This is a genomic window from Bradyrhizobium sp. CB82, from assembly GCF_029714405.1.
GTDB lineage: Bacteria > Pseudomonadota > Alphaproteobacteria > Rhizobiales > Xanthobacteraceae > Bradyrhizobium.
In genome coordinates this window covers 5742328-5763330 of sequence record NZ_CP121650.1, presented here as the reverse complement: position 1 = coordinate 5763330, position 21003 = coordinate 5742328, and the positions used below count along the sequence as shown (strand labels likewise).

Annotated in this window: 16 protein-coding genes and 2 pseudogenes; 14 read left to right on the top strand and 4 right to left on the bottom strand. The window is 64.7% G+C overall.

Annotated elements, in window-relative coordinates:
* Nucleotides 1–79: 79 nt before the first annotated feature.
* Nucleotides 80–2359 (bottom strand): SDR family oxidoreductase, encoded by a 2280-nt coding sequence (locus QA640_RS28125; protein ID WP_283036125.1) that lies wholly within the window; start codon nt 2357–2359, stop codon nt 80–82.
* 37 nt (nt 2360–2396) lie between these two features.
* On the opposite strand from QA640_RS28125, the pseudogene QA640_RS28120 reads away from it, so the two are divergent.
* The 11 genes and pseudogenes from QA640_RS28120 to QA640_RS28070 form a co-directional block, all read left to right on the top strand.
* Nucleotides 2397–2538, top strand: a pseudogene (locus QA640_RS28120) (alcohol dehydrogenase); the annotation flags it as partial.
* A 138-nt stretch (nt 2539–2676) separates the two neighbouring features.
* Complete coding sequence (locus QA640_RS28115; RefSeq protein ID WP_283036124.1) at nt 2677–3849, top strand: ROK family protein; 1173 nt, start codon at nt 2677–2679, stop codon at nt 3847–3849.
* Nucleotides 3850–3908: 59 nt separating this feature from the next.
* Nucleotides 3909–5195, top strand: a complete 1287-nt coding sequence (locus QA640_RS28110; protein WP_283036123.1) for an ABC transporter substrate-binding protein — start codon at nt 3909–3911, stop codon at nt 5193–5195.
* A gap of 77 nt (nt 5196–5272) precedes the next feature.
* The gene (locus QA640_RS28105) at nt 5273–6121 is read left to right on the top strand and encodes a sugar ABC transporter permease (protein ID WP_283042913.1); all 849 of its coding nucleotides are present in this window, start codon (nt 5273–5275) and stop codon (nt 6119–6121) included.
* Complete coding sequence (locus tag QA640_RS28100) at nt 6114–6971, top strand: carbohydrate ABC transporter permease (protein ID WP_283036122.1); 858 nt, start codon at nt 6114–6116, stop codon at nt 6969–6971. Before QA640_RS28105 ends, QA640_RS28100 begins: the two co-directional genes overlap by 8 nt.
* Before the next feature lie 10 nt (nt 6972–6981).
* A complete protein-coding gene (locus QA640_RS28095) occupies nt 6982–8097 on the top strand; it encodes an ABC transporter ATP-binding protein (protein WP_283036121.1) in 1116 nt (371 codons plus the stop codon).
* Nucleotides 8094–8861 carry an SDR family oxidoreductase gene (locus QA640_RS28090; RefSeq protein WP_283036120.1) on the top strand — a complete coding sequence of 256 codons (768 nt, stop codon included), beginning with the start codon at nt 8094–8096 and terminating at the stop codon, nt 8859–8861. Before QA640_RS28095 ends, QA640_RS28090 begins: the two co-directional genes overlap by 4 nt.
* A gap of 255 nt (nt 8862–9116) precedes the next feature.
* The gene (locus QA640_RS28085) at nt 9117–9482 is read left to right on the top strand and encodes a response regulator transcription factor (protein ID WP_283036119.1); all 366 of its coding nucleotides are present in this window, start codon (nt 9117–9119) and stop codon (nt 9480–9482) included.
* Between the two features lie 200 nt (nt 9483–9682).
* Nucleotides 9683–11248 (top strand): aldehyde dehydrogenase family protein, encoded by a 1566-nt coding sequence (locus tag QA640_RS28080; RefSeq protein ID WP_283036118.1) that lies wholly within the window; start codon nt 9683–9685, stop codon nt 11246–11248.
* Between the two features lie 52 nt (nt 11249–11300).
* On the top strand, nt 11301–12584 hold the full coding sequence (locus tag QA640_RS28075; RefSeq protein ID WP_283036117.1) for an FAD-binding oxidoreductase: 1284 nt from the start codon (nt 11301–11303) through the stop codon (nt 12582–12584).
* Nucleotides 12585–12616: 32 nt separating this feature from the next.
* Nucleotides 12617–13581 (top strand): annotated as a pseudogene (locus QA640_RS28070) (ornithine cyclodeaminase family protein).
* 553 nt (nt 13582–14134) lie between these two features.
* On the opposite strand, the gene QA640_RS28065 reads toward QA640_RS28070, so the two are convergent.
* Genes QA640_RS28065 through QA640_RS28055 form a run of 3 tightly spaced genes read right to left on the bottom strand, consistent with a single transcriptional unit; the run spans nt 14135 to nt 17319 of the window.
* Nucleotides 14135–15163, bottom strand: a complete 1029-nt coding sequence (locus QA640_RS28065) for a class II aldolase/adducin family protein (protein ID WP_283036116.1) — start codon at nt 15161–15163, stop codon at nt 14135–14137.
* A 9-nt stretch (nt 15164–15172) separates the two neighbouring features.
* Nucleotides 15173–16042, bottom strand: coding sequence for a TIGR01459 family HAD-type hydrolase (locus tag QA640_RS28060; protein ID WP_283036115.1), 870 nt, complete (start codon nt 16040–16042; stop codon nt 15173–15175).
* Nucleotides 16039–17319, bottom strand: a complete 1281-nt coding sequence (locus QA640_RS28055; RefSeq protein WP_283036114.1) for an FGGY-family carbohydrate kinase — start codon at nt 17317–17319, stop codon at nt 16039–16041. The genes QA640_RS28060 and QA640_RS28055 overlap by 4 nt, the downstream gene beginning before the upstream one ends.
* Before the next feature lie 141 nt (nt 17320–17460).
* Here QA640_RS28055 and QA640_RS28050 point away from each other — a divergent pair, with 141 nt between their 5' ends.
* From QA640_RS28050 to QA640_RS28040, 3 genes are all read left to right on the top strand, one after another.
* Nucleotides 17461–18471: a sugar-binding transcriptional regulator gene (locus tag QA640_RS28050; RefSeq protein WP_283042912.1), complete on the top strand. Its 1011-nt coding sequence runs from the start codon at nt 17461–17463 to the stop codon at nt 18469–18471.
* Between the two features lie 22 nt (nt 18472–18493).
* Nucleotides 18494–19933, top strand: a complete 1440-nt coding sequence (locus tag QA640_RS28045) for an extracellular solute-binding protein (RefSeq protein ID WP_283036113.1) — start codon at nt 18494–18496, stop codon at nt 19931–19933.
* Between the two features lie 134 nt (nt 19934–20067).
* Entirely contained in the window at nt 20068–20994 is a 927-nt protein-coding gene (locus QA640_RS28040; RefSeq protein ID WP_283042911.1) for a sugar ABC transporter permease, read from the top strand.
* The last annotated feature ends 9 nt before the right edge of the window (nt 20995–21003 follow it).

The window sequence follows — 21003 nt, the reverse complement described above, 5'->3', positions numbered from 1 at the left end:
GGCAAACCGCAGCGAGTATACAAACGTATACTCGGCCGGCGACGGCTTGCCGCGCTCCGCGCGCGCAGGAATCGCTAGTCTAAGGCGCTAGCCGGGCCAGCGTGCCGGCTTGCGCCGCGACGACGGCATCGGCTGCATCCTCGGGAAGGAGCAGGCGGTCGTCGACCATGCGCGCGGTTGCTGCCTTGACCGCGGCAACATAGGCGTCCGGCGTGGGATAGAGCTCCTCGATCGACGGACGGGGATCGCCGGCGGCAAGGCGCTCTGCGCGCGTACCGGCGAAGGCCAGCGTGCCGCCCATCTGGGTACATAGCGTCTGCGCGCCGTCTGCCCCGGCGATCGCATTCCACCCCGTGTAGGTCGCGCGGGCCGCAGCAAGCAATGGCAGCCGGACCCCGGCCAGCGCGTTGCCATCAGCGCCGGCGCGCGGCAAATAGAGCGGGTATTCCCCGCGCACCTTCGGCAAGGGAGCTGCCTGTTCGATCGCCTCTGCGCGCGCATATTGGGCGCGATAACCGAGGCCGGGGATCGGCACTGGATAGACATCGCCGGCTGCTACAAGCGTGTTCTGCGCGAGCGTCGGGTAGCGGCTTGCCGGCGGCGGCACGTCTTCGGTGATCCACGCGCGCAAATCGGTCAGCAGCGCACGAAAGGCGGGGCCGCCATAGACCGGATTGAGCGGGAGCGTGCAGGTTGGCCTATGGGTAACGACGGCGCTCGCGACGTTGCCGTGCGGGCTGCCTGCGACCATGTAGAGCCGCACCTCGGGCGGCGGCTCCAGATTGCGCCCGCGCGTGTCGGTGACGAGCAGACTCGCTTCAGACCCCCAGAACTCGAACTCGGAATCGATCTGCATGATGCGCGGACAGGAGTTGGTCAGGCCGCAACGGAGCAACAGCCCGTCGCGACGGCCCGTGTAGGCATCCTCCGTGACGGCATAGGTGAAGGGGAAACGCAGCACGGGATAGAGCCGGTCGAACTCCGGGCCAGGATTGCGGCCAGGCTCTGCGAAGCGGTCATTGGTGAAGCTGCGCCGCGCGCCGGGGATGATCGGCATCATCGCCTCGAACACCAACCGCCCGGCTTCATCCTCGTTCATTCCAAAATAAAGCACGTCGCGAAGCACGCGGCCGGACTGCGAAATTCCGAGACCAATCGCCCGCGAGATGCCGCTCTGGCCGTCAGCCGCGAGCGGATTGGCCGGGCCACCCTCGCGCCGCAGGAAGGCGGTGACGTCGCGGATCGCGGCAAGTCCCACGCCGGTCACTTTCGGGTCGCGCGCCGTGTAGGTCAGCTCGTACAGCGCATCCGGGATCAGCCCGGGTGGGCGCGTGATTTCGACCGTCGTATCGTCGACGAAGGTGAACTCGAGCTCCGGCGGAGTTTGCCGTTGATCGTCGGCGCGGGCGCGCACTGACAATTGCGCGCTTGCCCGGTCCGCGACGGGATAGCTCAGCGTCGCACGATGCGGGCTGGTCGTGTCGCCAAAGCTCCACTCCTCGCGCACAGGTCCGGTGATGCCGGCAACCACCGGCACCTGGATCCGCAGCATGCCGGTGCCTGTGGGCGCATCCGCCTGCCAGCCGGCCCAGACCAGCGTGTAGCCCTGCGACAGCAGGAAGCCGCGACCTGCATCATCGGCCTGATCGAGACGGACGCTTCCCGGGATCGAGCTGTTGTCGAACCAGGCCGATATCAGCCTGCGCCCGCGGTTCGGTACTTCGAACAGCAGAATGCCGTTCGGATGGGCGGGACGGAGGATGATGACGTCGCTGGTGGCCTCGACCTTGCCGTCGGCATTGCGCGGCGCGCGATCGAGATCGGCGATGACGGCGTTGCGGGGATTGGCCGGATCGAGCGCGATGGTGGCGCTCGCAGTGATCTTCTCGACCTGACCGGCGGGACCGAAGCTGCGGCCGTCAAGGGCGGAGGTGGTGCGATCGAGGACGTTGAAGCGTGTGACCTCTGCACCGGCGGGTGCAGAGCAGGCGAAGGCGATTAGCCCGCTCAACAGAGCGGCGTGGCGAATCATGTCGCGTCTCCTCCCAGAGTCAGGACATGATGAGTAGAGCGTGGCCGGATCGAACTGGCAAGCCGCGCGCGAGCGTCGCGTTCGGAGCGAGCTGCCGCTGCAGATCACGAGTTGCTGCCCGGTGATTGCGCCTGCATCCGCCGAGAGCAGGAACGCCACGCTGGCGGCGACTTCCTCGGGGCGAATGAAGCGGCCGATCGGCGGCAGTTTGGGTACCACATCAGCGCGCGTCGGGTGCTTCAGCATCGGCGTTTCGGTCGCCGCGGGCGCAACGACGTTGACGGTGATGCCGCGGCATGCAAGCTCCTTGGCCCAGGACCGCGCCAACGCGACCAGCGCAGCTTTCGTCGCAGCATATTGTCCCCGGTTGTCTGCGCTCGGCGTACCCGCGGAATGACCTTGGTGCGATGGCCGACGAGGCCCACGCCATCCGCCGCCTTCTCGACAACAATCCGCGCGAGCTTGGTCGCGACGCGATCCTGAAAATGTACCAGGCCGCGTTTTGATTGTTCCTTTGCAAGGTGAGGCGGCGCGGGATATTTGCTGCCTCGCACAACACTAAGTCTCGCGTCCAGCCAGCGACGGCTTGACAGTCGAAACGCTCAGCGCGCACATTCTTACACTAAGTAAGAATGACGATAGGGATGGAAATGTCGGAGCAGCCGAGAAGTCGGCGGCAGACGCGTGCGGCCATTCTTGGGCATCTGCTCAAGTCGGGCGGCATGTTTCGGCCTCCTCTGGCGAGGGCGGTGCGCCTCTCCGAGGCGAGCCTGTCGCGCATCCTGTTTGACCTGAAGGCGGAAGGCCTGATCGAGGAAGTGAGGCGACCTGCGCCTTACTTCGGTGGTCCGACCGGCCTGGTGTCACTCGACAAGTCCGTGGCATTGGCCGCCCTCGAGCTGACCACACAGCGACTGAGCGTCGGCGTCGGCGCGCTTTCAGGCGAGCTGAGCTTCGTCGAGCGTATGCCATTGCCGAATGCGCTCTCCGTCGAATCCGTCGGCGCGGTCTTTCGCGACGCGGGGCAGTTGCTCCGGAGCTGGACGCGACGGCGCGGGGTCGAGCTTGCGCAGATCGGTATTTCGGTTCCGGGGCTCGGCCGGTCGAGCGATAATCCGATCATTCCCTGTGACGTCGCGCTCGTTCGCAACATGTTTGGTGAGATGTTCGCGGACGCGCCGGTCGAGTTCACCAATTCGGTCGTGGCGCATGCCATGTTTCATCGCTGCCGCACCGAAGATTATCCGTCTACGGGCGCCCATCTCTTCGTTTTCGTCGGCCAGGGGGTGGCAGGCGCCTGGGTGGACGACGCGATCGAAGCCACGGCCTTGGTGCCGGTCGAACTCGGCCACATGGTGTTCGGCGAGGGCGGTCCGCGATGCCGCTGCGGCCATCATGGCTGCGTCGAAGCCTATACGTCGCTTCCTGCGCTGGCCGAGCTTCTCGGCGTTGGTGAAACGGATTTGCTCCAGCTCGGCGACGATTGGATAAATGCAATCCCGATTCCGTCGCGCGTGCGCCAGGAGTTGCGACGCCGGCTGTTCCGGCTCGGCCTTGCGATCGGCAATACGCTGAACGTGAAGCCAAGTCCTGGCGTCGTCATCAGTGGCTGGCCGTCCCTTCTCGCCGAGGACGACCGAAAGGCTGTGGTCGAAGGCATCGATGCCAGCCTGCTCGGCGGGCGCAAGCTCGCCGAGGTCTCGCTCGCTTTCGTGCCGCCTTCGAACGGTAACGATCCGAACGCGGCGCTTGCCTTTGCAGCCTGTTGCCTGGTGTGCCGCGGCGGCATGCCCGCCGCATCGACGGAGGCTGCCTGAAATGCCCTGAGCCGTGGCTCGCTCGTGCCAAAAAAGTTCACACCCGGGAGGAACTTGCTATGCCGATTACAACAACAAGGCGTCGTCTGCTCGCTGGATCCGCGGCCACGCTTGCGCTCCCGGCATTCGCTCGCGCGCAAAGCGCGGTCAAGCCGCGGCTGACCGTCATCTCGCAATGGTCCGCAGGCAGCGATGGCGCGGCCATCACGGCGCTCGGCAAGAAATTCGAGGAGAAGGGCGGAGTTTGGCAGCACTCACCCGTCCCCGGGTTCACCACCGAGATGATGAACAAGCTACGTGCCCAGATCATAGCCGGCGATCCGCCGGCCTGCTCGCAACTCAAGGGTCCCGAGATTGCGGCCTGGTCGAAGATTGCTCCGACTGTCAATCTCGACGCCCTTGTTGCTGCTGCCGGCTACGAAAAGGTCGTCGCCCCAGACCTTGCACGATTGCATAAGCCAGGGGGCAAGTGGATTTCGCTGCCGTTGCAAATCTACAGCACCAACATGCTGTTTCTCTCCAAACGCGCGATGGACAAAGCCAAGGCCGACAAGATCCCCGTCACCTGGGCTGACTTCAACGATCTTGCCGAGAAGATGAAAGCGGGCGGTATGGCATATCCCATCGCCAACGGCGGCACCCGCCCCGACGATGGGCAGAAATTCGAGGCCTCTTTCGCCGGCATCAGTCCCGCTGCATACCGCGCCGCGATCATGAATCTCGACGAGAAGACCTTGAAGGGCCCCGAGATAAAGGCTGCCTTCGCACAGGTGCGCAAGATCGCCGACTGGATGGATCCCAATGTCGGCGCCCAACCCTATGCCACCAACCTGAAGCGTTTCGTCGACGGCGACATGGGCATGATGATCCAGGGCGGGTGGGCACAGGGCGTGTTACGCAACGCCGGTTTCAAGTTCGACGACTTCATCATCGCCCCGGGCCCCAGCGACAACACCAAACCGGTATTCCTGTTGAATGCCGATGCCTTCATATTCTGGCAGCGCAGTGAGCCCGATCTGCAGGCCGGTCAGACACTGATGGCCCAGCTCGTCATGGATCCGGCGATCCAGACAATGTATTCGCAGATCACGGGATCGATACCCGTGCGCACCGATGTCGACCTCTCCGGTGCCGGCTGGTCGGACGGCCAGCGGCGAACCGCAAGCGCGCTCAAGGACGCTGTCGCCAACAATCAGACCGTCCTGAGCCTCGCGCACAACATGGCGCAGGAAAACGGCCTGACGGCGGCGATGATCGACGTGATCACGGAGTACGTGAAGAACAAGACGATCAAGCCGGAGCAGGCGGTCACCCGCCTCGCCGAGGCCGTCGAGGGGGCGCGTTGACCTACGCCGTCGCTGCAGCACCGCGAACAGGGCGGCTGACGAAAACCGGCCTGGTGCGCCGGCTGCCCGAGTACCTGATGATCTGGGTGCCGTTGCTATTGTCGGCCGCGCATCTCGTTTCGTTTTCGCTGTGGACGATCTGGATTTCGTTCACGCCATCCACTCTTGTTCCGGTCTCGGGCTGGGTGGGTTTGCGCAACTACACGGCGGTCATCGCGTCGCGGAACTGGCAGATCGCCTTCGACAATCTGCTGCTGTTTGGCAGCGCTTTCGTGCTGCTGAGCCTGGTGACCGGCTTCATGCTTGCGATCCTGCTCGATCAGCGCATTCGCGGCGAGAACGTGCTGCGATCCATCTTCCTCTACCCCCTGGCGGTGTCGTTCGTCGTCACCGGCACAGTCTGGAGTTGGCTGCTCAATCCTGGCATTGGGATCGAGAAGCTCGTCCACGACCTCGGCTGGACCTCCTTCCGGTTCGACTGGCTGGTCGATCGCGACATGGCAATCTGGACGATTGTCATCGCTGCGATCTGGCAATCCTCGGGCTTCGCCATGGCGCTCTTCCTTGCCGGCCTCCGGTCAGTCGACGCCGACATTATCAAGGCCGCGCAGATCGACGGCGCGGGACCGTTCCGAATGTACGGGCGCGTCATTCTGCCGACGCTTTGGCCGATCACCATAACCGTCGTCGTCGTCCAGCTGCAGTTCGCGATTTCAGCCTTCGACCTCGTCCGCGCGCTCACCAACGGCGGGCCGGGAATCGCGACCCAGCTGCCGGCCCTTGTCGTCTACGACCTCATGTTCCAGCGCGGCCTGCTCGGCCGGGGTGCGGCGGCGGCGGTGCTCATGTTGCTTATTCTTCTCGCGGTGTTGCTGCCGTACGCAGCGTGGCGTTATGTCCAGCAACGGCGGGCGACCCATGCGTGACCGAGCCTTCGCGCCGAGCCGAATTTTCATCTATCTCCTCGTTTCATCGATCGCTGCAGCCTATCTCGCGCCACTGGTCGTTGTCGTGCTGAACTCGCTCCGTACCAACGAGGAGATCGCGCAGGCCTCGATGATCGGCTGGCCGAAACATTGGGCCTGGAGTAACTACATCGCTGCCTGGAGCGGTTTCTGCGTCGCTGAGACCTGCGCCGGCATTCGGCCGTACATGCTGAACTCCGCGCTCGTCACGATTCCAGCGACGATTTTCTCGACCATGCTCGGTGCGATCGCCGGCTACGCCGTCTCGCTCTGGCGTTTTCGCGGTGATAGCTGGATCTACGGCATCGTGACCCTTGGCCTCTTCCTTCCCCAGCAGATGCGCCTGCTTCCCTGGACCGTCGTGCTGCGGGACACCGGTCTCATCAACACGCTGACGGGCCTCGTGCTGATTCACACGATCCAGGGGCTCTCGTTCACCACACTGTTCTGCCGAAACTACTATATCGCCATTCCACATGAGCTGATCAGGGCCGCGCGCATCGATGGTGCCGGGTTCTTTCGTATTTTCTGGCGCATCATTCTGCCGCTCTCGTCGCCCATCCTGATCGTCACCGTGATCTGGCAGTTCACGCACATCTGGAATGAGTTTCTCTATGGCGTGACATTCACGACCGGCCAGCAGCAGCCCGTCACGGCGGCTCTCATCGCGTTATCTGCCGCAATCGCAGATATCCCGCAGCATGGCGTGCAGAGCGCCGCGGTGATCATCGCGGCACTGCCTACTTTGTTGATCTATCTCTTCGGCGGCAGGTACTTCGTGCGCGGCCTGACCGCCGGCGCAATAAAATGATGGGGTTGTCATGGCAGCACTGAGCATTCGCGCCCTGTCCAAGCGTTACGCGAATCTGGAGGTGCTGAAGGGGATCGATCTCGACATCGAGAGCGGTGAGTTCACCGTGCTGGTCGGACCGTCCGGTTGCGGAAAGTCCACGCTGCTCAATATCGTTGCCGGACTCGATCGCCCTAGTGCGGGAACGATCGAAATTGGTGGCCGGGTCGTCAACGACGTCCCACCGAAGGACCGCGACATCGCCATGGTGTTCCAGTCCTATGCGCTCTATCCGTCGATGACGGTGCGCCAGAATATCACCTTCGGCATGGAGTGCCGCCACGTCTCGCGGGCTGAGCAGGAGAAAGCGCTTGCCAACGTCGCGCGCCTCTTGCAGATCGAGCCGCTGCTCGGCCGCAAGCCGTCGCAACTGTCCGGCGGTCAGCGGCAGCGCGTGGCGATGGGTCGCGCGCTGGTGCGCGATCCCCTGCTGTTCCTGTTCGACGAGCCGCTCTCCAATCTCGATGCCAAGTTGCGCGTCGAGATGCGGATGGAGATCAAGCGGTTGCATCAGCGCATCGGCGCCACCATCGTCTACGTCACCCATGACCAGATCGAGGCGATGACGATGGCAACGCGGATCGCCGTCATGCACCACGGTGAGGTGCAGCAGTTCGCCGATCCCGACACCGTGTACCGTTATCCGGCCAACCTGTTCGTCGCGCGCTTCATGGGCTCGCCGCCGATGAACACGATGAAGGCGCGGCTCGAAGCGGAGGATGGTGGGCCGGTCGTCGTCATCGGCGCGGGGCGGCCGGATGAGGCCCGCCTGCGGCTGCAAGGATATGACGCGGCCGCCTCCTTTGTCGGCCGCGACATTGTGGTCGGGATCAGGCCGGAATGCATCGCCGAGGGAAGCCGCGGCTTCTCCGGCGCTTCCGGAGCGCCCGTCGTCGTCAATGCGCCGGTCGAGATGGTCGAGCCGACCGGTGCGGAGACCATCGTGTTGTTGCGGCTCGGCGGCGAGTCCGCTTTGGCCCGGATCGCGCCGGACATCCGGCCGGTGCCCGGCGAGCGCGCGGCCTTCGCGCTCGACACGCGTCGCATCTGCCTGTTCGACCCCCAGACGGAACGGCTGATCGCATGACCGAGACGAGTTATCCCTGCCTCGCGGGCCAGGTGGTGTTGATCACCGGAGGCGCCAGCGGCATTGGCGCGGCCTTCGTGCGCGCGTTCGCGGCCCAAAAGGCCCGCATCGCCTTCTTCGATATCGACACGGATGCCGGTGAAGCCTTGGTGCGGGAGGTGACAGACGCAGGCGGCGCGGCGCCGCTCTTCGTGCCGTGCGACTTGCTCGACATCGACGCTCTGCGCGCGGCGTTGGCGCGGGTCCACGGCACGCTTGGCGATGCTGCGGTGCTGGTCAATAATGCTGCCAACGACCAGCGCCAGGTGCTGTCTGAGGTGACACCGGCAGAATTCGACTGGGTGATCGGCGTCAACCTCAAGCACGTCTTTTTCGCGGCGCAAGCCGTCGTGCCGCAGATGCAGGCGCGGGGCGGTGGTTCGATCATCAACATGTCGTCGATCGCATGGATGCGTGGCGCGCCGGCGCTGCCGGTATACGCCGCAGCCAAGGCCGCGATCGTCGGCTTCACAAACTCGCTCGCCCGGCTGGTCGGCCCGGACCGCATTCGCGTCAACGCGATTGCGCCCGGCATGGTGATCACGGAGCGTCAGCGTCGGCTCTGGTATCCCGACGAGCAAAAGATTACCGAGCTTCGCACGCGGCAAGCCATTCCGGACGCAGTGACGCCGGAGGATATTGCGCGGATGGCACTGTTTCTGGCGTCCGACGACAGCAAACGCGTGACGCGCCAGTGCTTCCAGGTCGACGCTGGGCTCGGTTAGAAAAGAACAGCACGCCCGAACTCGGACTGACGACGTTGCCTTCGGTGACCGACGTGCGTCCGATCTTGCCGTCGATCGCTGCGCTGATCACGGTGCGCTCGCTCGCCGCAAGCCGGAGCTGGATGCCGGTATCTACGCCTATGCAAAGGCCGGGTTCGGAGATTACATCGGCTTTGCCTCGGCAGCCGTCGTCTCAAGTCGCTCCATGTGCGCACGGAAGTGCTGATCCTGACGATGCACGAGAATGAGGAACTGTTGACCGAAGCCATCCTGGCGGGAGTGCGCGGTTTCCTGTTCAAGTCGGACGCCAGGAACCACCTGATTTCCGCCATCGAGGCGCTGCTCGACGGCAGGCCTTACTTCACGAGCCTCCTGCTGGAGAAGCTGCTCCACGACTATCAGCTCAACAAGAACAAGTCGGCCACGTTGCTCACGTCGCGCGAGCAGAGCGTGGTTCAGCTCATTGCCGAAGGACATACCAACAGGTCCATCAGCACCATCCTGAAGCTGAGCGTGAAGACGGTCGAGACCCATCGTGCATCGGCGATGCGCAAGCTTGGGATGTCGTCGACGGCTGAGCTGGTCCGCTATGCCATCCGCAAGAGATTGGTGGCGCCGTGAACGGCCGACGTATCGTTCGGGTTGTCCCCGAGACGACCAATTTGGCGGCCTCTGCGGCGCGAAAACTGATATTGCTTCCCGGTTCCAGGCGAATTAGCCATTGACCTGCCTGCCACTTCAGTTCGATCAAAGAGCCATCGCGCGCGGCCGAACCCAACCGCCGCGCCATCCAGATCAACGCCGACCTCGGAAAGCCTGTCATGTCCGTCAAAACCGCCCCTCAGACTCAAGCTCACACCGCCGATCTTGCCGCTGAGGCCGACAGGCTCCTCACCGACCTCGGCGTGAGCCGTGCGAGCTACACGGAGGGCACGCTCGCCGTGCAGACGCCGATCACCGGCAAGATCATCGGGAGGGTCAGGGAAGTCAGCGCGGCTGATGCCGCCGCGCTGATTGCGAAGGCTCATGCGGCGTTCCAGGTCTGGCGGCTCGTGCCGGCGCCGAAGCGCGGTGAGCTGGTCCGGCTGTTCGGCGAGGAGCTGCGCGCCAACAAGCAGGCTTTGGGCCGGCTGGTGTCGATCGAAGTCGGCAAGATCGTGTCCGAGGGTCTCGGTGAGGTCCAGGAGATGATCGATATCTGCGACTTCGCCGTCGGGCTGTCCCGCCAGCTCTATGGCCTGACCATCGCCACCGAGCGCGGCGAGCACAGAATGATGGAGAGCTGGCATCCGCTTGGCGTGACCGGCATCATCTCCGCCTTCAATTTCCCGGTGGCGGTCTGGGCGTGGAACGCGGCGCTGGCACTCGTCTGCGGCAACAGCATCGTCTGGAAGCCGTCCGAGAAAACCCCGCTGACTGCGCTGGCGACGCAGGCGCTGTTCGACCGCGCACTGACGCGCTTTGCGAAGGAAGGCGGCAGCGCACCCGCAGGCCTCGCGGCGGTGCTGATTGGCGGCCGCGACCTCGGCGAGGTGCTTGTCGATCATGCGAAGGTTCCGCTGGTATCGGCCACGGGCTCGACCGCGATGGGCCGGGCCGTGGGGCCGCGGCTCGCCAAGCGGTTCGCGCGCGCAATCCTCGAATTGGGCGGCAACAATGCGGCCATCGTCGCGCCGACGGCCGACCTCGACCTGACGCTGCGTGGCGTTGCCTTTGCCGCGATGGGAACCGCCGGCCAGCGTTGCACGACGCTTCGGCGTCTCTTCGTCCATGAAAGCGTGTATGACGGCTTTGTCCCGCGACTGAAGCGGGCCTACGCATCTGTTACGGTCGGCAATCCCCTGGAGGCCGGCACGCTGGTTGGTCCGTTGATCGACGGCGCGGCCTATCGTGCGATGCAGGGTGCTCTCGAGGCCGCCAAGGCGGCAGGCGCTGCCATTCACGGTGGCGAGCGGGTTGTCGTCGAGGGGGCCGCTGACGCGCACTACGTTCGCCCGGCGCTGGTCGAGATTGCGGCTCAGAAGGGACCCGTCGAGCAGGAGACCTTCGCACCAATCCTCTATGTGATCAAATACAGCAATTTCGATTCCGTCCTCGAACTGCACAATGCCGTTCCGCAAGGCCTCTCCTCGTCGATCTTCACCAATGATTTGCGCGAAGCCGAGACCTTCCTGTCGGCGCGCGGCTCCGATTGCGGGATCGCCAACGTCAATATCGGTCCGTCCGGAGCGGAGATCGGCGGCGCGTTTGGCGGCGAGAAGGAGACCGGCGGCGGACGCGAGTCCGGGTCCGATGCGTGGAAGGCCTATATGCGACGGGCCACGAACACCATCAATTATGGCCGGACGCTGCCGCTGGCCCAGGGCGTCAAGTTCGACGTGGTGTGAGAAGGCACTCGCGTGAACGCTTCCCCGCAATGCAGTCATCGAGCGACGCCCGATGCAGGATGATCCCCGATCGCACGGTCTTTGGGCGCTGACGGCGCCGGCCGCGCCCAAGACCAGGACGCTCGTGAGCGAGCTGGATGTCGACGTCGTCGTCATCGGCGGCGGATATACCGGCATGTCCTCTGCGCTTCATCTCGCGGAGGGCGGCGCGCGCGTCGCCGTGCTCGAAGCGTGCGAAATCGGGTTCGGCGGCTCCGGACGCAATGTCGGTCTCGTCAATGCAGGCATGTGGGTCATGCCTGATGCTCTGACCTCGACGCTGGGGCAGACCTTTGGCGAGCGCCTGATCGATCTTCTCGGTCACGGACCGCAGAAGGTGTTCGACCTCATCGAAAAGCACGGCATCGATTGCGAGCCGGAGCGCGTGGGCACGCTGCATTGCGCCGTCGGAAGCAAGGGCCTGGCCGAGATCGAGGCACGCGCGGAGCAATGGCAGCGGCGCGGTGCCCCCGTCGAAGTGCTCAACGCGGAAGAGGCGCGCCGGAAGATCGGCGGCGGCGACTACGCCGGCGCGCTGCTGGACAAGCGCGCCGGCACCATTCAGCCGCTTGCCTATGTCCGCGGCCTGGCGCGTGTCGCGCTCGGGGCGGGCGCGAAGATCTTTACCCAAAGTCCCGTTCTCGCCGCGCGTGAGGAAGGCGCCAGCTGGAAGATCGACACGAAATCGGGATCGGTCCGCGCGGATTGGGTGATCGTTGCCACCGATGCCTACGCGCAAGGTCCGTGGTCGCAGGTTCGGCAGGAGCAGATTCATCTGCCTTATTTCAATTTTGCCACCGAGCCTTTGTCGGACAATCTGAAGGCGTCGATCCTCCCCGAGCGGCAGGGAGCCTGGGACACCAAGCAGGTGCTCTCGTCGTTCCGTTTCGACCGTGCCGGCCGACTTGTGTTCGGCAGCGTCGGTGCGCTCGAGGGAAGCGGCGCCGCGATCCACAGAGCGTGGGCCATTCGTTCGTTGCGAAAATTGTTTCCGCAGCTTGCCGACATCACCTTCGAGGCCGGCTGGTTCGGGATGATCGGCATGACCTCGGACAATCTGCCGCGGTTTCACAAGCTCGACCGCAACGTCATAGCCTTCAGCGGCTACAACGGCCGGGGCATCGCGCCGGGCACGGTGTTTGGCGGCGTGCTGGCATCCTACGTGCTCGGCCACGTCGCTGAAAAAGACCTTCCGCTACCCGTCGCAGCTTGCGAGGAGCCGCGCTTTCGCTCCGCACAGGAGGCTCTCTATCGCGCCGGGTCCCAGCTCGTACATCTGACCGAAGCACGGCTGTGAATTCGATGTACCATAGATGAAATGAGGGACTCTTGCTACGCTACTACACCGCCGCCGAGGTCGAGGCCGGCCTCGACTATGTCAGACTGATCGACGCGCTGGCCGAATCCTTCCGGCGAGGCGGCGAGGCGATGCCGGTTCGGCAGAGTTACGACGTCGGAACGCCCGACAAGCCCGGCCATCTCCTGACTATGCCGGCCTGGGAACGAGGCAAGGCGCTTGGGGTGAAGCTCGTGACGGTATTCCCCGCGAACGCGTCGCGTGGCCCCGGCGCCGTGTCGTCGCTCTACACGCTGTTCGACGGCACGACCGGCCAGCCGCGTGCGATGATCGACGGCGAGGCGCTGACCAACCGGCGGACGGTTGCAGCTTCCGCGCTTGCCTCGCGCTATCTCTCGCGCCCGAACAGCAAGACTTTGCTCATCATTGGCACGGGTCGCATCGCGGCCTGCCTTCCCGCAGCGCATCGCGCATCGCGGCCGATCGAGCGCGTGCTCGTTTGGGGCCGCAATCTGCAGCGTGCGCAGACCTCTGCGGGCGCGTTCTCCGGGCAGGGTTCGCCACTGAAGCGGTTGCCGATCTGCCCGCGGCGTTGGCCGAGGCAGACATCGTCAGTTGCGCGACGACATCGGTCGAGCCCATCGTCCTGGGCCGATATTTGAGGCCAGGCACTCATCTCGATCTCGTCGGCGCGTTCACGCCCAAGATGCGCGAGAGCGACGACGAGGCCGTCTGCCGTAGCCGCGTTTTTGTCGACACCTACGGCGGCGCGCTCGCGGAAGCCGGCGATCTGCTCCAGCCGATCGCCGCCGGACGCTGGGACGCCGCCCGGATCTGTGGTGATCTGCATGAACTGACCAGCGGCGCGCGGCCCGGTCGTCTGGGGGAGAGCGAGATCACCCTGTTCAAGTCAGTCGGGGCGGCCTCCGAGGATCTCGCGGCCGCGTCCCTCCTCGTCGGCGGATGGGATTCCGGGATTCGCAAGACGGCTTCATAAGCCGATCGTCGTCGAAAGGGAGAGGCGGTGGCAACGGTCGAAAAGCAGCGCTTCTGCACATTGTGCCGGTCGCGCTGCGGCACCGTGAACGTCATCGAGAATGACCGGCTCGCTGCAGTCATCTGGGCCTGGCATGATTCCGCGCCAAGGCGAGGCGCGCTCGGACATGTGGATCGTTTTCCCGCTGGCGAAGCGCCTGGGGCTCGGCGAGCTGTTCTTCGACGGCGACGTCGAACAGGGCTTTGCGCATCTGCTTGCGCCCCTTGGCCTCACCCTAGAGGCCTTGCGCGACAGGCCGGGGGGCATCCGGGTGCCGCTGAAGCACCATCGCAAATATCGCAGTGGCGGATTTGCGACGCAAACCGGCAAGGCCGAGCTCTATTCGGAGCTGTTGCACCGGCATGGCTATCCGGCCGTGCCCCGCTTTGTCGAACCCGCGGAGCGACGGAGCGATCGCTTTCCGCTCACGCTGTTCTCGGCCAATAGAAGAAGGACTCTGTCTAACCTGTCAGGCCATTCCTCTAACCGACGTCGTTCTCGACGCCTGACCGCGTCAGCGATCGGCGGTCAATTGCTGGCGATAGCGCTCGGCGTCCCAGCTCAGCAACGCATGCTCATTCTCCTCGGAAAGATAGCGGACCTCGGCCGTCAGAGGCAAACGGCAGGTCACCAGTCCGAGACAGGTCAGCATCGCTTCGGCGCCATCGCTTGCATCCTTGCGAATGACGCAGCCGAGGCCGGGAACGAGGAGTGCGACCGGAGACGGCAGCCGGTCCGCCTGGGCTCGCAAGGTCAGGGCGCGCAGATCTTCGTCATGTTCCAGGACAGGCAGGCCGCGACCGAGAAAAACGACGTGGTCCGGATAGAGCGAGCCGCTGGTCGCAACGGCACGACTGAAGCGGTCGATCGCGACGCTGTGGCAGAGCGGGTCCTTTGGCGAACGATAGTCTGTGCCTGCGCAGATTGAGCGCAGGGCCTCATCATCGGCAGGGATCGTACTGCGCGGGGCGAGTGCCAGCCGTCTCTCGACCTCGTCCACCAGCGCCTCTGCCGCCGCACAGTTGTCAGCGCCAACCACCAGCCCATGGTTGCCGAGGATCAGGATATCCACGACATCCTGCGCCAGAATATCATTCACGGCCTTTGCCAGCGGCAGTCCCGGATGGTGATAGTCGAGCCAGCGCCAGGCCAAGCCGTCGAGGCGCCTGGCAAGCTCCTCACGCGCGTCGGACCGCACCGCCCAGGCGATCGTGTTGACCGAATGAACGTGCAGCACGACCGGATGCGGCATGAGCGCGTGGAGCGAGGTCTCGATCGAGGCGCGCAGCGTCGTGTTGGCGTCGGGGGCGAGAGGCACCTTTTCGTCGCCTTGCATGAGCGCGGCGCGTGCCGCGCCAAGCGACACCGGCACGAAGATGTCCTTGGCTTCCGCATCCGCAAGCCAGGTGCCGGAAGCCTTCACCCAGAGCACGTCGCCATCCTTGATCGAGGAGTTGCCGCCCGCACCCTGCACCAGCAGGATGTTGTGGCCGACGCGGGCCGACATGTGGCGGAGATCATCGAGTTGTGCAGGCTCCCGCATCGAAAGGCCTCACCAGGTCAAATGAGTCATCAGCCAATCGGGTGTCATCGCTTGCGATCCCGCCAGCATGCGGATCGCCGCCGGCAGATCGGGGGCGCCTGCGAGCGCGTCCCTGTGCACGCCCGCGCCGAGGAGCAGGGTCAGCATTCCCTTGGCCCGCGCGCCGGCGACGTCGTGATCGAGGGAGTCGCCGATCATCAGGACTTGCCTCGGATCGGGATGGCCGAGTTGCTCCAGCGCCGCCTCGAAGATCGGCGCGTGCGGCTTGCCGACGAACGCCACGCCGCCGCCCAGCCTCTCGTAGAACCGCGCCAGGGCGCCCGGCGCCGGGATCAATCCGTTCGCGCCGAACATGGTGTGGTCAGGATTGGCGCACAGCATCGGCAACCGCCGCGCTGCCGCCGTGGCGAAGCGTGCGCGCCAGTGCTCGGGCTCGGCAACGTCGTCGTCGAGCCCGGCAAGCAGAATGAAATCGGCTTCTTCAATCCCGGTCACGATCGAGAGGCCGAGACCATCGACGACGGAATGATCGCCGCCGCGCGTGATGAGAAAACATGATTGGCCGAGATCGGTGAACGGGGTGCGTGAGCGTTGCCGCAAGCCTGCCCAGGTCACCTCGCCTGAGGTCAGGACTCCGTCATAGGCCGTCGGCGGCAGGCCAAGCCTTGCAAGCCGCTCTTCATTGCTGCGCGCGCGCTTGCCGGAGTTCGACAGCACAAGCACGCGCTTGCCCGCGGTCTTGAGCTTCGCCACGCAGTCCCGCGCGGCGGGGAAGACGGCAACGCCTTCATGAAGCGTGCCCCATTGGTCGAGCAGCACGTGATCAAACCGGTCGGCGATCGCGCTCAGCGTATCGATTTCGATGGTGCTGGCTCTCATGACGGGCTGCCCTGCAAGGCCAGCAGCGCCGCACCGTAGCTTGCCTCGGTTTGCTCGGCCGTCGTGACGTCAACACCAAGCGTGCGGCGCCGGATCTCAGTCCATGCCGCGTTCTTCGCACCCCCGCCGATGCTGACGACGCGGCGCAGGGGCGGTGCTCCGAGCGCGGCGAGACGCTGATAGGCGAGGGCTTCAACCGATGCGATGCCTTCGAGCAGCGCCTGGAAGAAGCGATGATCTTCCGCCGGGCGCGGCGTGATGCGTGCGGCCAGTGTCGGATCGGCGATCGGAAAGCGCTCGCCGGGTTTTGGCAAAGGATAGTAGTCGAGCCCGGTTGGTTCTTCGGGCCGCAGTTGCGGTGTCAGCCGTTCCATGTCCGCGGCCGAGAAATGCGCGAGCAGCGCGCCGCCGCCGGAATTGGAGGCGCCGCCGGCGAGCCAGCGCTCGCCAAGCCGGTGCGAATAGACGCCCTGGTCCGCGGCGAAGATCGGCTGCGTCGCAAGCAGCTTGACGACCAGCGTCGTTCCGAGCGAGGTCACGGCATCGCCGGGCGCATCGGCGCGCGTCGCGATGAAAGCGGCGACGCCGTCGGTGGTGCCGGACGTGATGCGCGTCGTTTTCGACAGGCCGAGCTCTGAGGCAATCCCTGGATCGATCTCGGCAAACGGCGTTCCCGGCACCAACACGCGCGGCAGGAGCGAGTGGGGTACGCCGAGCTGATCGAGCCAGGCCGGCCAGCTGCGCGCGACCGGATCGTAGCCGAGCTTGAGAACGTTGTTCTCGTCGCTGACGCCGTGGGTCCCGGCAAGCCGGCCGGCAATCCAATCGGCCTGATGCACGGCAAAGCGCGCGCCTCTCGCTTCGCCGTGGCCTAGCAAATGAAGCAGTTTCGCCAATGCGCTGCTCGCGCCGTGTGCGCCGCTTTCCTTCGGCGCGACCGTTGCAATGCGTCCGGCTTCCTGCGCCGCGCGTGCATCGTTGTACATCACTCCCGGCGTGCAGGGCCGGCCGGCCGCGTCGATCAAGAGCAGTGTGCCGGACGTGCCGTCGACGCAAACGCGCTCGACGGCTTCGAGATCGACGCTGCGTCCAAGCTTGCTGATCGCAATCACCGTCGCGTGCCACCAGGACTCCGGATCCTGATCGATCGCATCACCGTCCTGCCGCGGCGGGGGTAGGGCGGCTGATTCCGTTCCCTGAATGTCGCCGCGCGCATCGACGGCGCAGGCGCGGACCCCGCCGGTTCCGACGTCGATGCCGAGGAAGATACCCGTCATGCACTCTCACCTTCCTTTTCACATTCTAACGCTACCCCGCGATTGCACCGCAGCATGTTTAGGGGATTGACGTCGCGGCCGGCCTCTGCAATTTTTTGCAAGACGTGAAGAAATTTGCAAGCAGGCTTTTTCGCCGTGGTGATGCAACCGGACAGGCTGGCGACGATTGACGGCGAAGCGTCGCTCGCGACCCGCGCGGCCTGGCTCTATTTCGCCGCCGGACTGACCCAGTCGGAGGTCGCCGACCGCCTCAACATCCAGAGCACCAAGGCGCACCGGTTGATCGCGCGCGCCAGCCGCGAGGGCATGATTCGTGTCTTCGTGGAGGGACCGGTCGCCGAATGCGTGGCGCTGGAGAACTCGCTGGCCGATCGCTACGGGCTCTCGTTCTGCCGCGTCGCGCCCGATCTTGGCGAGGACGACCTTCCTCTGAAGGCGCTGGCGCTCGAAGGGGCGAGCCACCTGCGCCAGATCCTCGAGCGCGGGGAGCACAAGATCATCGGTGTCGGCCATGGCCGCACGCTCGCCGCGATGGTGGAACAATTGCCGCAGACGCCGGCGCGCGGCGCGCAATTCGTATCGCTGCTTGGCGGACTGACGCGGAAATTCGCCGCCAATCCGTTCGACGTGATCCATCGGCTCGCCGAACGCACCGGTGCGGAGGCCTATCTTCTGCCGGTCCCCGTGTTCGCCAACTCCGTCGCCGACCGCGCGGTGCTGATGCAGCAATACGGCATCGCCGACGTGTTCGCGCTCGCCCGCAAGGCCTCGCTGCTGTTCGTCGGCATCGGCCAGATCCACGCAGACGGCTTCCTGGTGTCGAGCGGCATGATCAAGCCGGACGAGGTCGTCGAGCTGAAGCGCGCGGGCGCCTGCGCCGACCTGCTGGGCCATTTCTTCAATGCCGAGGGGCAGGTGCTCGATATCGACCTCTCGGCGCGAGCCACCTCGATGGAGGTGGCCGACTTACGGAAACACCGTATCGTCGCCATCGGCGGCGGATTGGCCAAGGTCACGGCGCTGCGCGCAGTGTTGCGTAGCGGCCTCCTGCACGGCCTCATCATCGATGAGGTGACGGCGCAGGCACTCGTTACCGACAAGCCGGAGGCAACATCCGGCAAACCCGGAAACAAGGGTCGGAAGGGAAAGTAAACGCGCACCATGGGAGGTTACTATGTACGACCGCGAGAAGAATCTGTTCGATTCCTACGCCGGCAAACGCATCAGCCGGCGTGATCTACTGGACGGAGCCGCCAAGCTCGGCATCGCCGGCGTGGCGGCCAACGCAGCCTTCGCCTCCGCGATGTCGCGGGCGATGGCCGCGGACTTCAACTGGAAGGCCTATAGCGGCAAATCCGTCAAGCTGCTGCTGAACAAGCATCCCTACGTCGATGCCATGATCGGCGACCTCGAAGCGTTCAAGGCGCTGACGGGCATGAACGTCACCTATGACATCTTCCCGGAGGACGTCTATTTCGACAAGGTGACGGCGGCGCTATCCTCGAAGTCGGATCAGTACGACGCCTTCATGACCGGTGCCTACATGACCTGGACCTACGGTCCGGCCGGCTGGATCGAGGACCTCAACACCTACATCAAGGATCCCGCGAAGACCAACCCAGCCTTTGCCTGGGACGATGTGCTGCCGGGCCTGCGCGCCTCGACCGCTTGGGACGGTGTGGCTGGCTCCGAACTCGGTTCGGGCAAGGCCAAGCAGTGGTGCATCCCCTGGGGCTATGAGCTCAACAATATCACTTATAATCGCAACATATTTGACAAGGTCGGCGTCAAGCCGCCGAAAAACCTCGACGAGATGCTCGAGGTGGCCGCGAAGATCACCAAGGACGCGGGTGGGCCTTACGGCGTCGGCGTGCGCGGCTCGCGTTCCTGGGCGACCATTCATCCCGGCTTCCTCTCGGCCTATTCGAACTTCGGCCAGAAGGACTTTGTGATGGAGGGCGGCAAGCTGAAGGCCGCGATGAACACCAAGGCTTCAAAGGACTTTCACGAAAAATGGGTCAAGATGATCCAGACCTCGGGGCCGAAGAACTGGTCGACCTACACCTGGTACCAGGTCGGCACCGACCTCGGCGCCGGCGCGTCCGGCATGATCTTCGACGCCGACATTCTCGGCTACTTCATGAACGGCGGCGATAACAAGGAGAAGGGCAATCTCGGCTATGCCCCCTTCGCTGCGAACCCGGCCGCCAAGGCGCCGACGCCGAACGTCTGGATCTGGTCGCTCGCGATGTCGAGCTTCTCCAAGCAGAAGGATGCGGCCTGGATGTTCATGCAATGGGCGGCCTCCGTCGAGCACGACCTGTTCGGCGCCCGCAAGATGGACTTCGTCAATCCGGTGCGCGCCTCGGTCTGGAAGGACTCGGAGTTCCGTGACCGCATCGCGAAATCCTATCCCGGCTATCTGGAGCAGCATGACGTCTCGGCCCCGGGCGCCAAGATCTACTTCACGGCGCAGCCGCTGTTCTTCGACCTGACCACCGAATGGGCGGCATCGCTCCAGAAGATGGTCGCCAAGGAGATCACCGTCGACGAAGGCCTCGACAAGCTCGCCGACAGCATCAACCGTCAGCTCAAGCAGGCAGGTCTTGGTTGAAACCTGTCTCGGTTGACGCCCTTCGTGGTGCCTTTATTCCTCCGCGCCACGACAACCCGCCGGTTCGAAACGCCTACCCTCCGTTCCGGGCCGGCGGTGTTGCAGTGAATGTGTGATCCCGTATCATCATGAGCATGGTTCAACTCCTTCAGACCTCCGCGCTTCCGCGCCGCACCACGAGGCTGCGCGGGCGCATGTTGCCCTACCTGCTGAGCCTGCCGGCTCTGCTCGTCTGCATCGCCATCCTCGTGCCGTTCGTGACGGCCGCAGTCTATTCGCTCCAGCGTTACCGGCTGAACCTGCCATACTTGCGCGGCTTCATCGGGGTCGACAACTACATCGACTTCCTCTCCGATCCCGCATTCTGGAATACGCTGCGCATCTCGCTCGTCTATACCGCCTTGACCGTGGTGCTCGAGCTCCTGCTCGGCCTCGGCATCGCGTTGCTCCTGCGGCGGCCGACGCGCTTCCACAACGCGGTGTCGATCGTGCTCCTGCTGCCGCTGATGACGGCACCCGCGATCGCCGCGCTGATGTGGAAGCTGATGACCAATCCGGGCTTCGGTATCCTGTCCTATCTGGTAAGCCTGTTCGGCGTGCACGACTTCAAATGGGCGTCGGACCCGTCGAGCGCGCTGTTCACGGTCGTGCTGGTCGACGTCTGGGTCTACACGCCCTTCATCATGATCCTGTTGCTCGCCGGCCTGCGCTCGCTGCCGCGTCAACCGTTCGAGGCCGCGGCGCTCGACGGCGTTCCGGCAAGCTTCGTGTTCTTCCGCATCACGCTGCCGATGCTCGCGCCCTACATCATCACGGCCTCGCTGTTCCGCCTGCTCGACTCCATCCAGCAGTTCGACATCATCTATGCGATGACGCAAGGCGGGCCTGGCGACCGGCTGATGGTGTTCCAGGTCCAGGCCTATCTCGAATTCTTCCAGTACACCAATGTCGGACGCTCGGCAGCGCTGCTGATGATCCTCTGGCTGATCACCAACATCCTGTCGAACATCTTCATCAAGAACTGGCTGCGGCTGCGCGCGCGCGCCCATGGTCACGCGTAAGGGGCGGGG

Coding starts and splice junctions, on each gene's coding strand:
- QA640_RS28050 (WP_283042912.1), top strand. CDS start 17,461: ATGCAACCGGACAGGCTGGCGACGATTGACGGCGAAGCGTCGCTCGCG.
- QA640_RS28080 (WP_283036118.1), top strand. CDS start 9,683: ATGTCCGTCAAAACCGCCCCTCAGACTCAAGCTCACACCGCCGATCTT.
- QA640_RS28045 (WP_283036113.1), top strand. CDS start 18,494: ATGTACGACCGCGAGAAGAATCTGTTCGATTCCTACGCCGGCAAACGC.
- QA640_RS28075 (WP_283036117.1), top strand. CDS start 11,301: ATGCAGGATGATCCCCGATCGCACGGTCTTTGGGCGCTGACGGCGCCG.
- QA640_RS28110 (WP_283036123.1), top strand. CDS start 3,909: ATGCCGATTACAACAACAAGGCGTCGTCTGCTCGCTGGATCCGCGGCC.
- QA640_RS28105 (WP_283042913.1), top strand. CDS start 5,273: ATGATCTGGGTGCCGTTGCTATTGTCGGCCGCGCATCTCGTTTCGTTT.
- QA640_RS28095 (WP_283036121.1), top strand. CDS start 6,982: ATGGCAGCACTGAGCATTCGCGCCCTGTCCAAGCGTTACGCGAATCTG.
- QA640_RS28065 (WP_283036116.1), bottom strand. CDS start 15,163: ATGCGGGAGCCTGCACAACTCGATGATCTCCGCCACATGTCGGCCCGC.
- QA640_RS28100 (WP_283036122.1), top strand. CDS start 6,114: ATGCGTGACCGAGCCTTCGCGCCGAGCCGAATTTTCATCTATCTCCTC.
- QA640_RS28040 (WP_283042911.1), top strand. CDS start 20,068: ATGGTTCAACTCCTTCAGACCTCCGCGCTTCCGCGCCGCACCACGAGG.
- QA640_RS28090 (WP_283036120.1), top strand. CDS start 8,094: ATGACCGAGACGAGTTATCCCTGCCTCGCGGGCCAGGTGGTGTTGATC.
- QA640_RS28055 (WP_283036114.1), bottom strand. CDS start 17,319: ATGACGGGTATCTTCCTCGGCATCGACGTCGGAACCGGCGGGGTCCGC.
- QA640_RS28115 (WP_283036124.1), top strand. CDS start 2,677: ATGGAAATGTCGGAGCAGCCGAGAAGTCGGCGGCAGACGCGTGCGGCC.
- QA640_RS28060 (WP_283036115.1), bottom strand. CDS start 16,042: ATGAGAGCCAGCACCATCGAAATCGATACGCTGAGCGCGATCGCCGAC.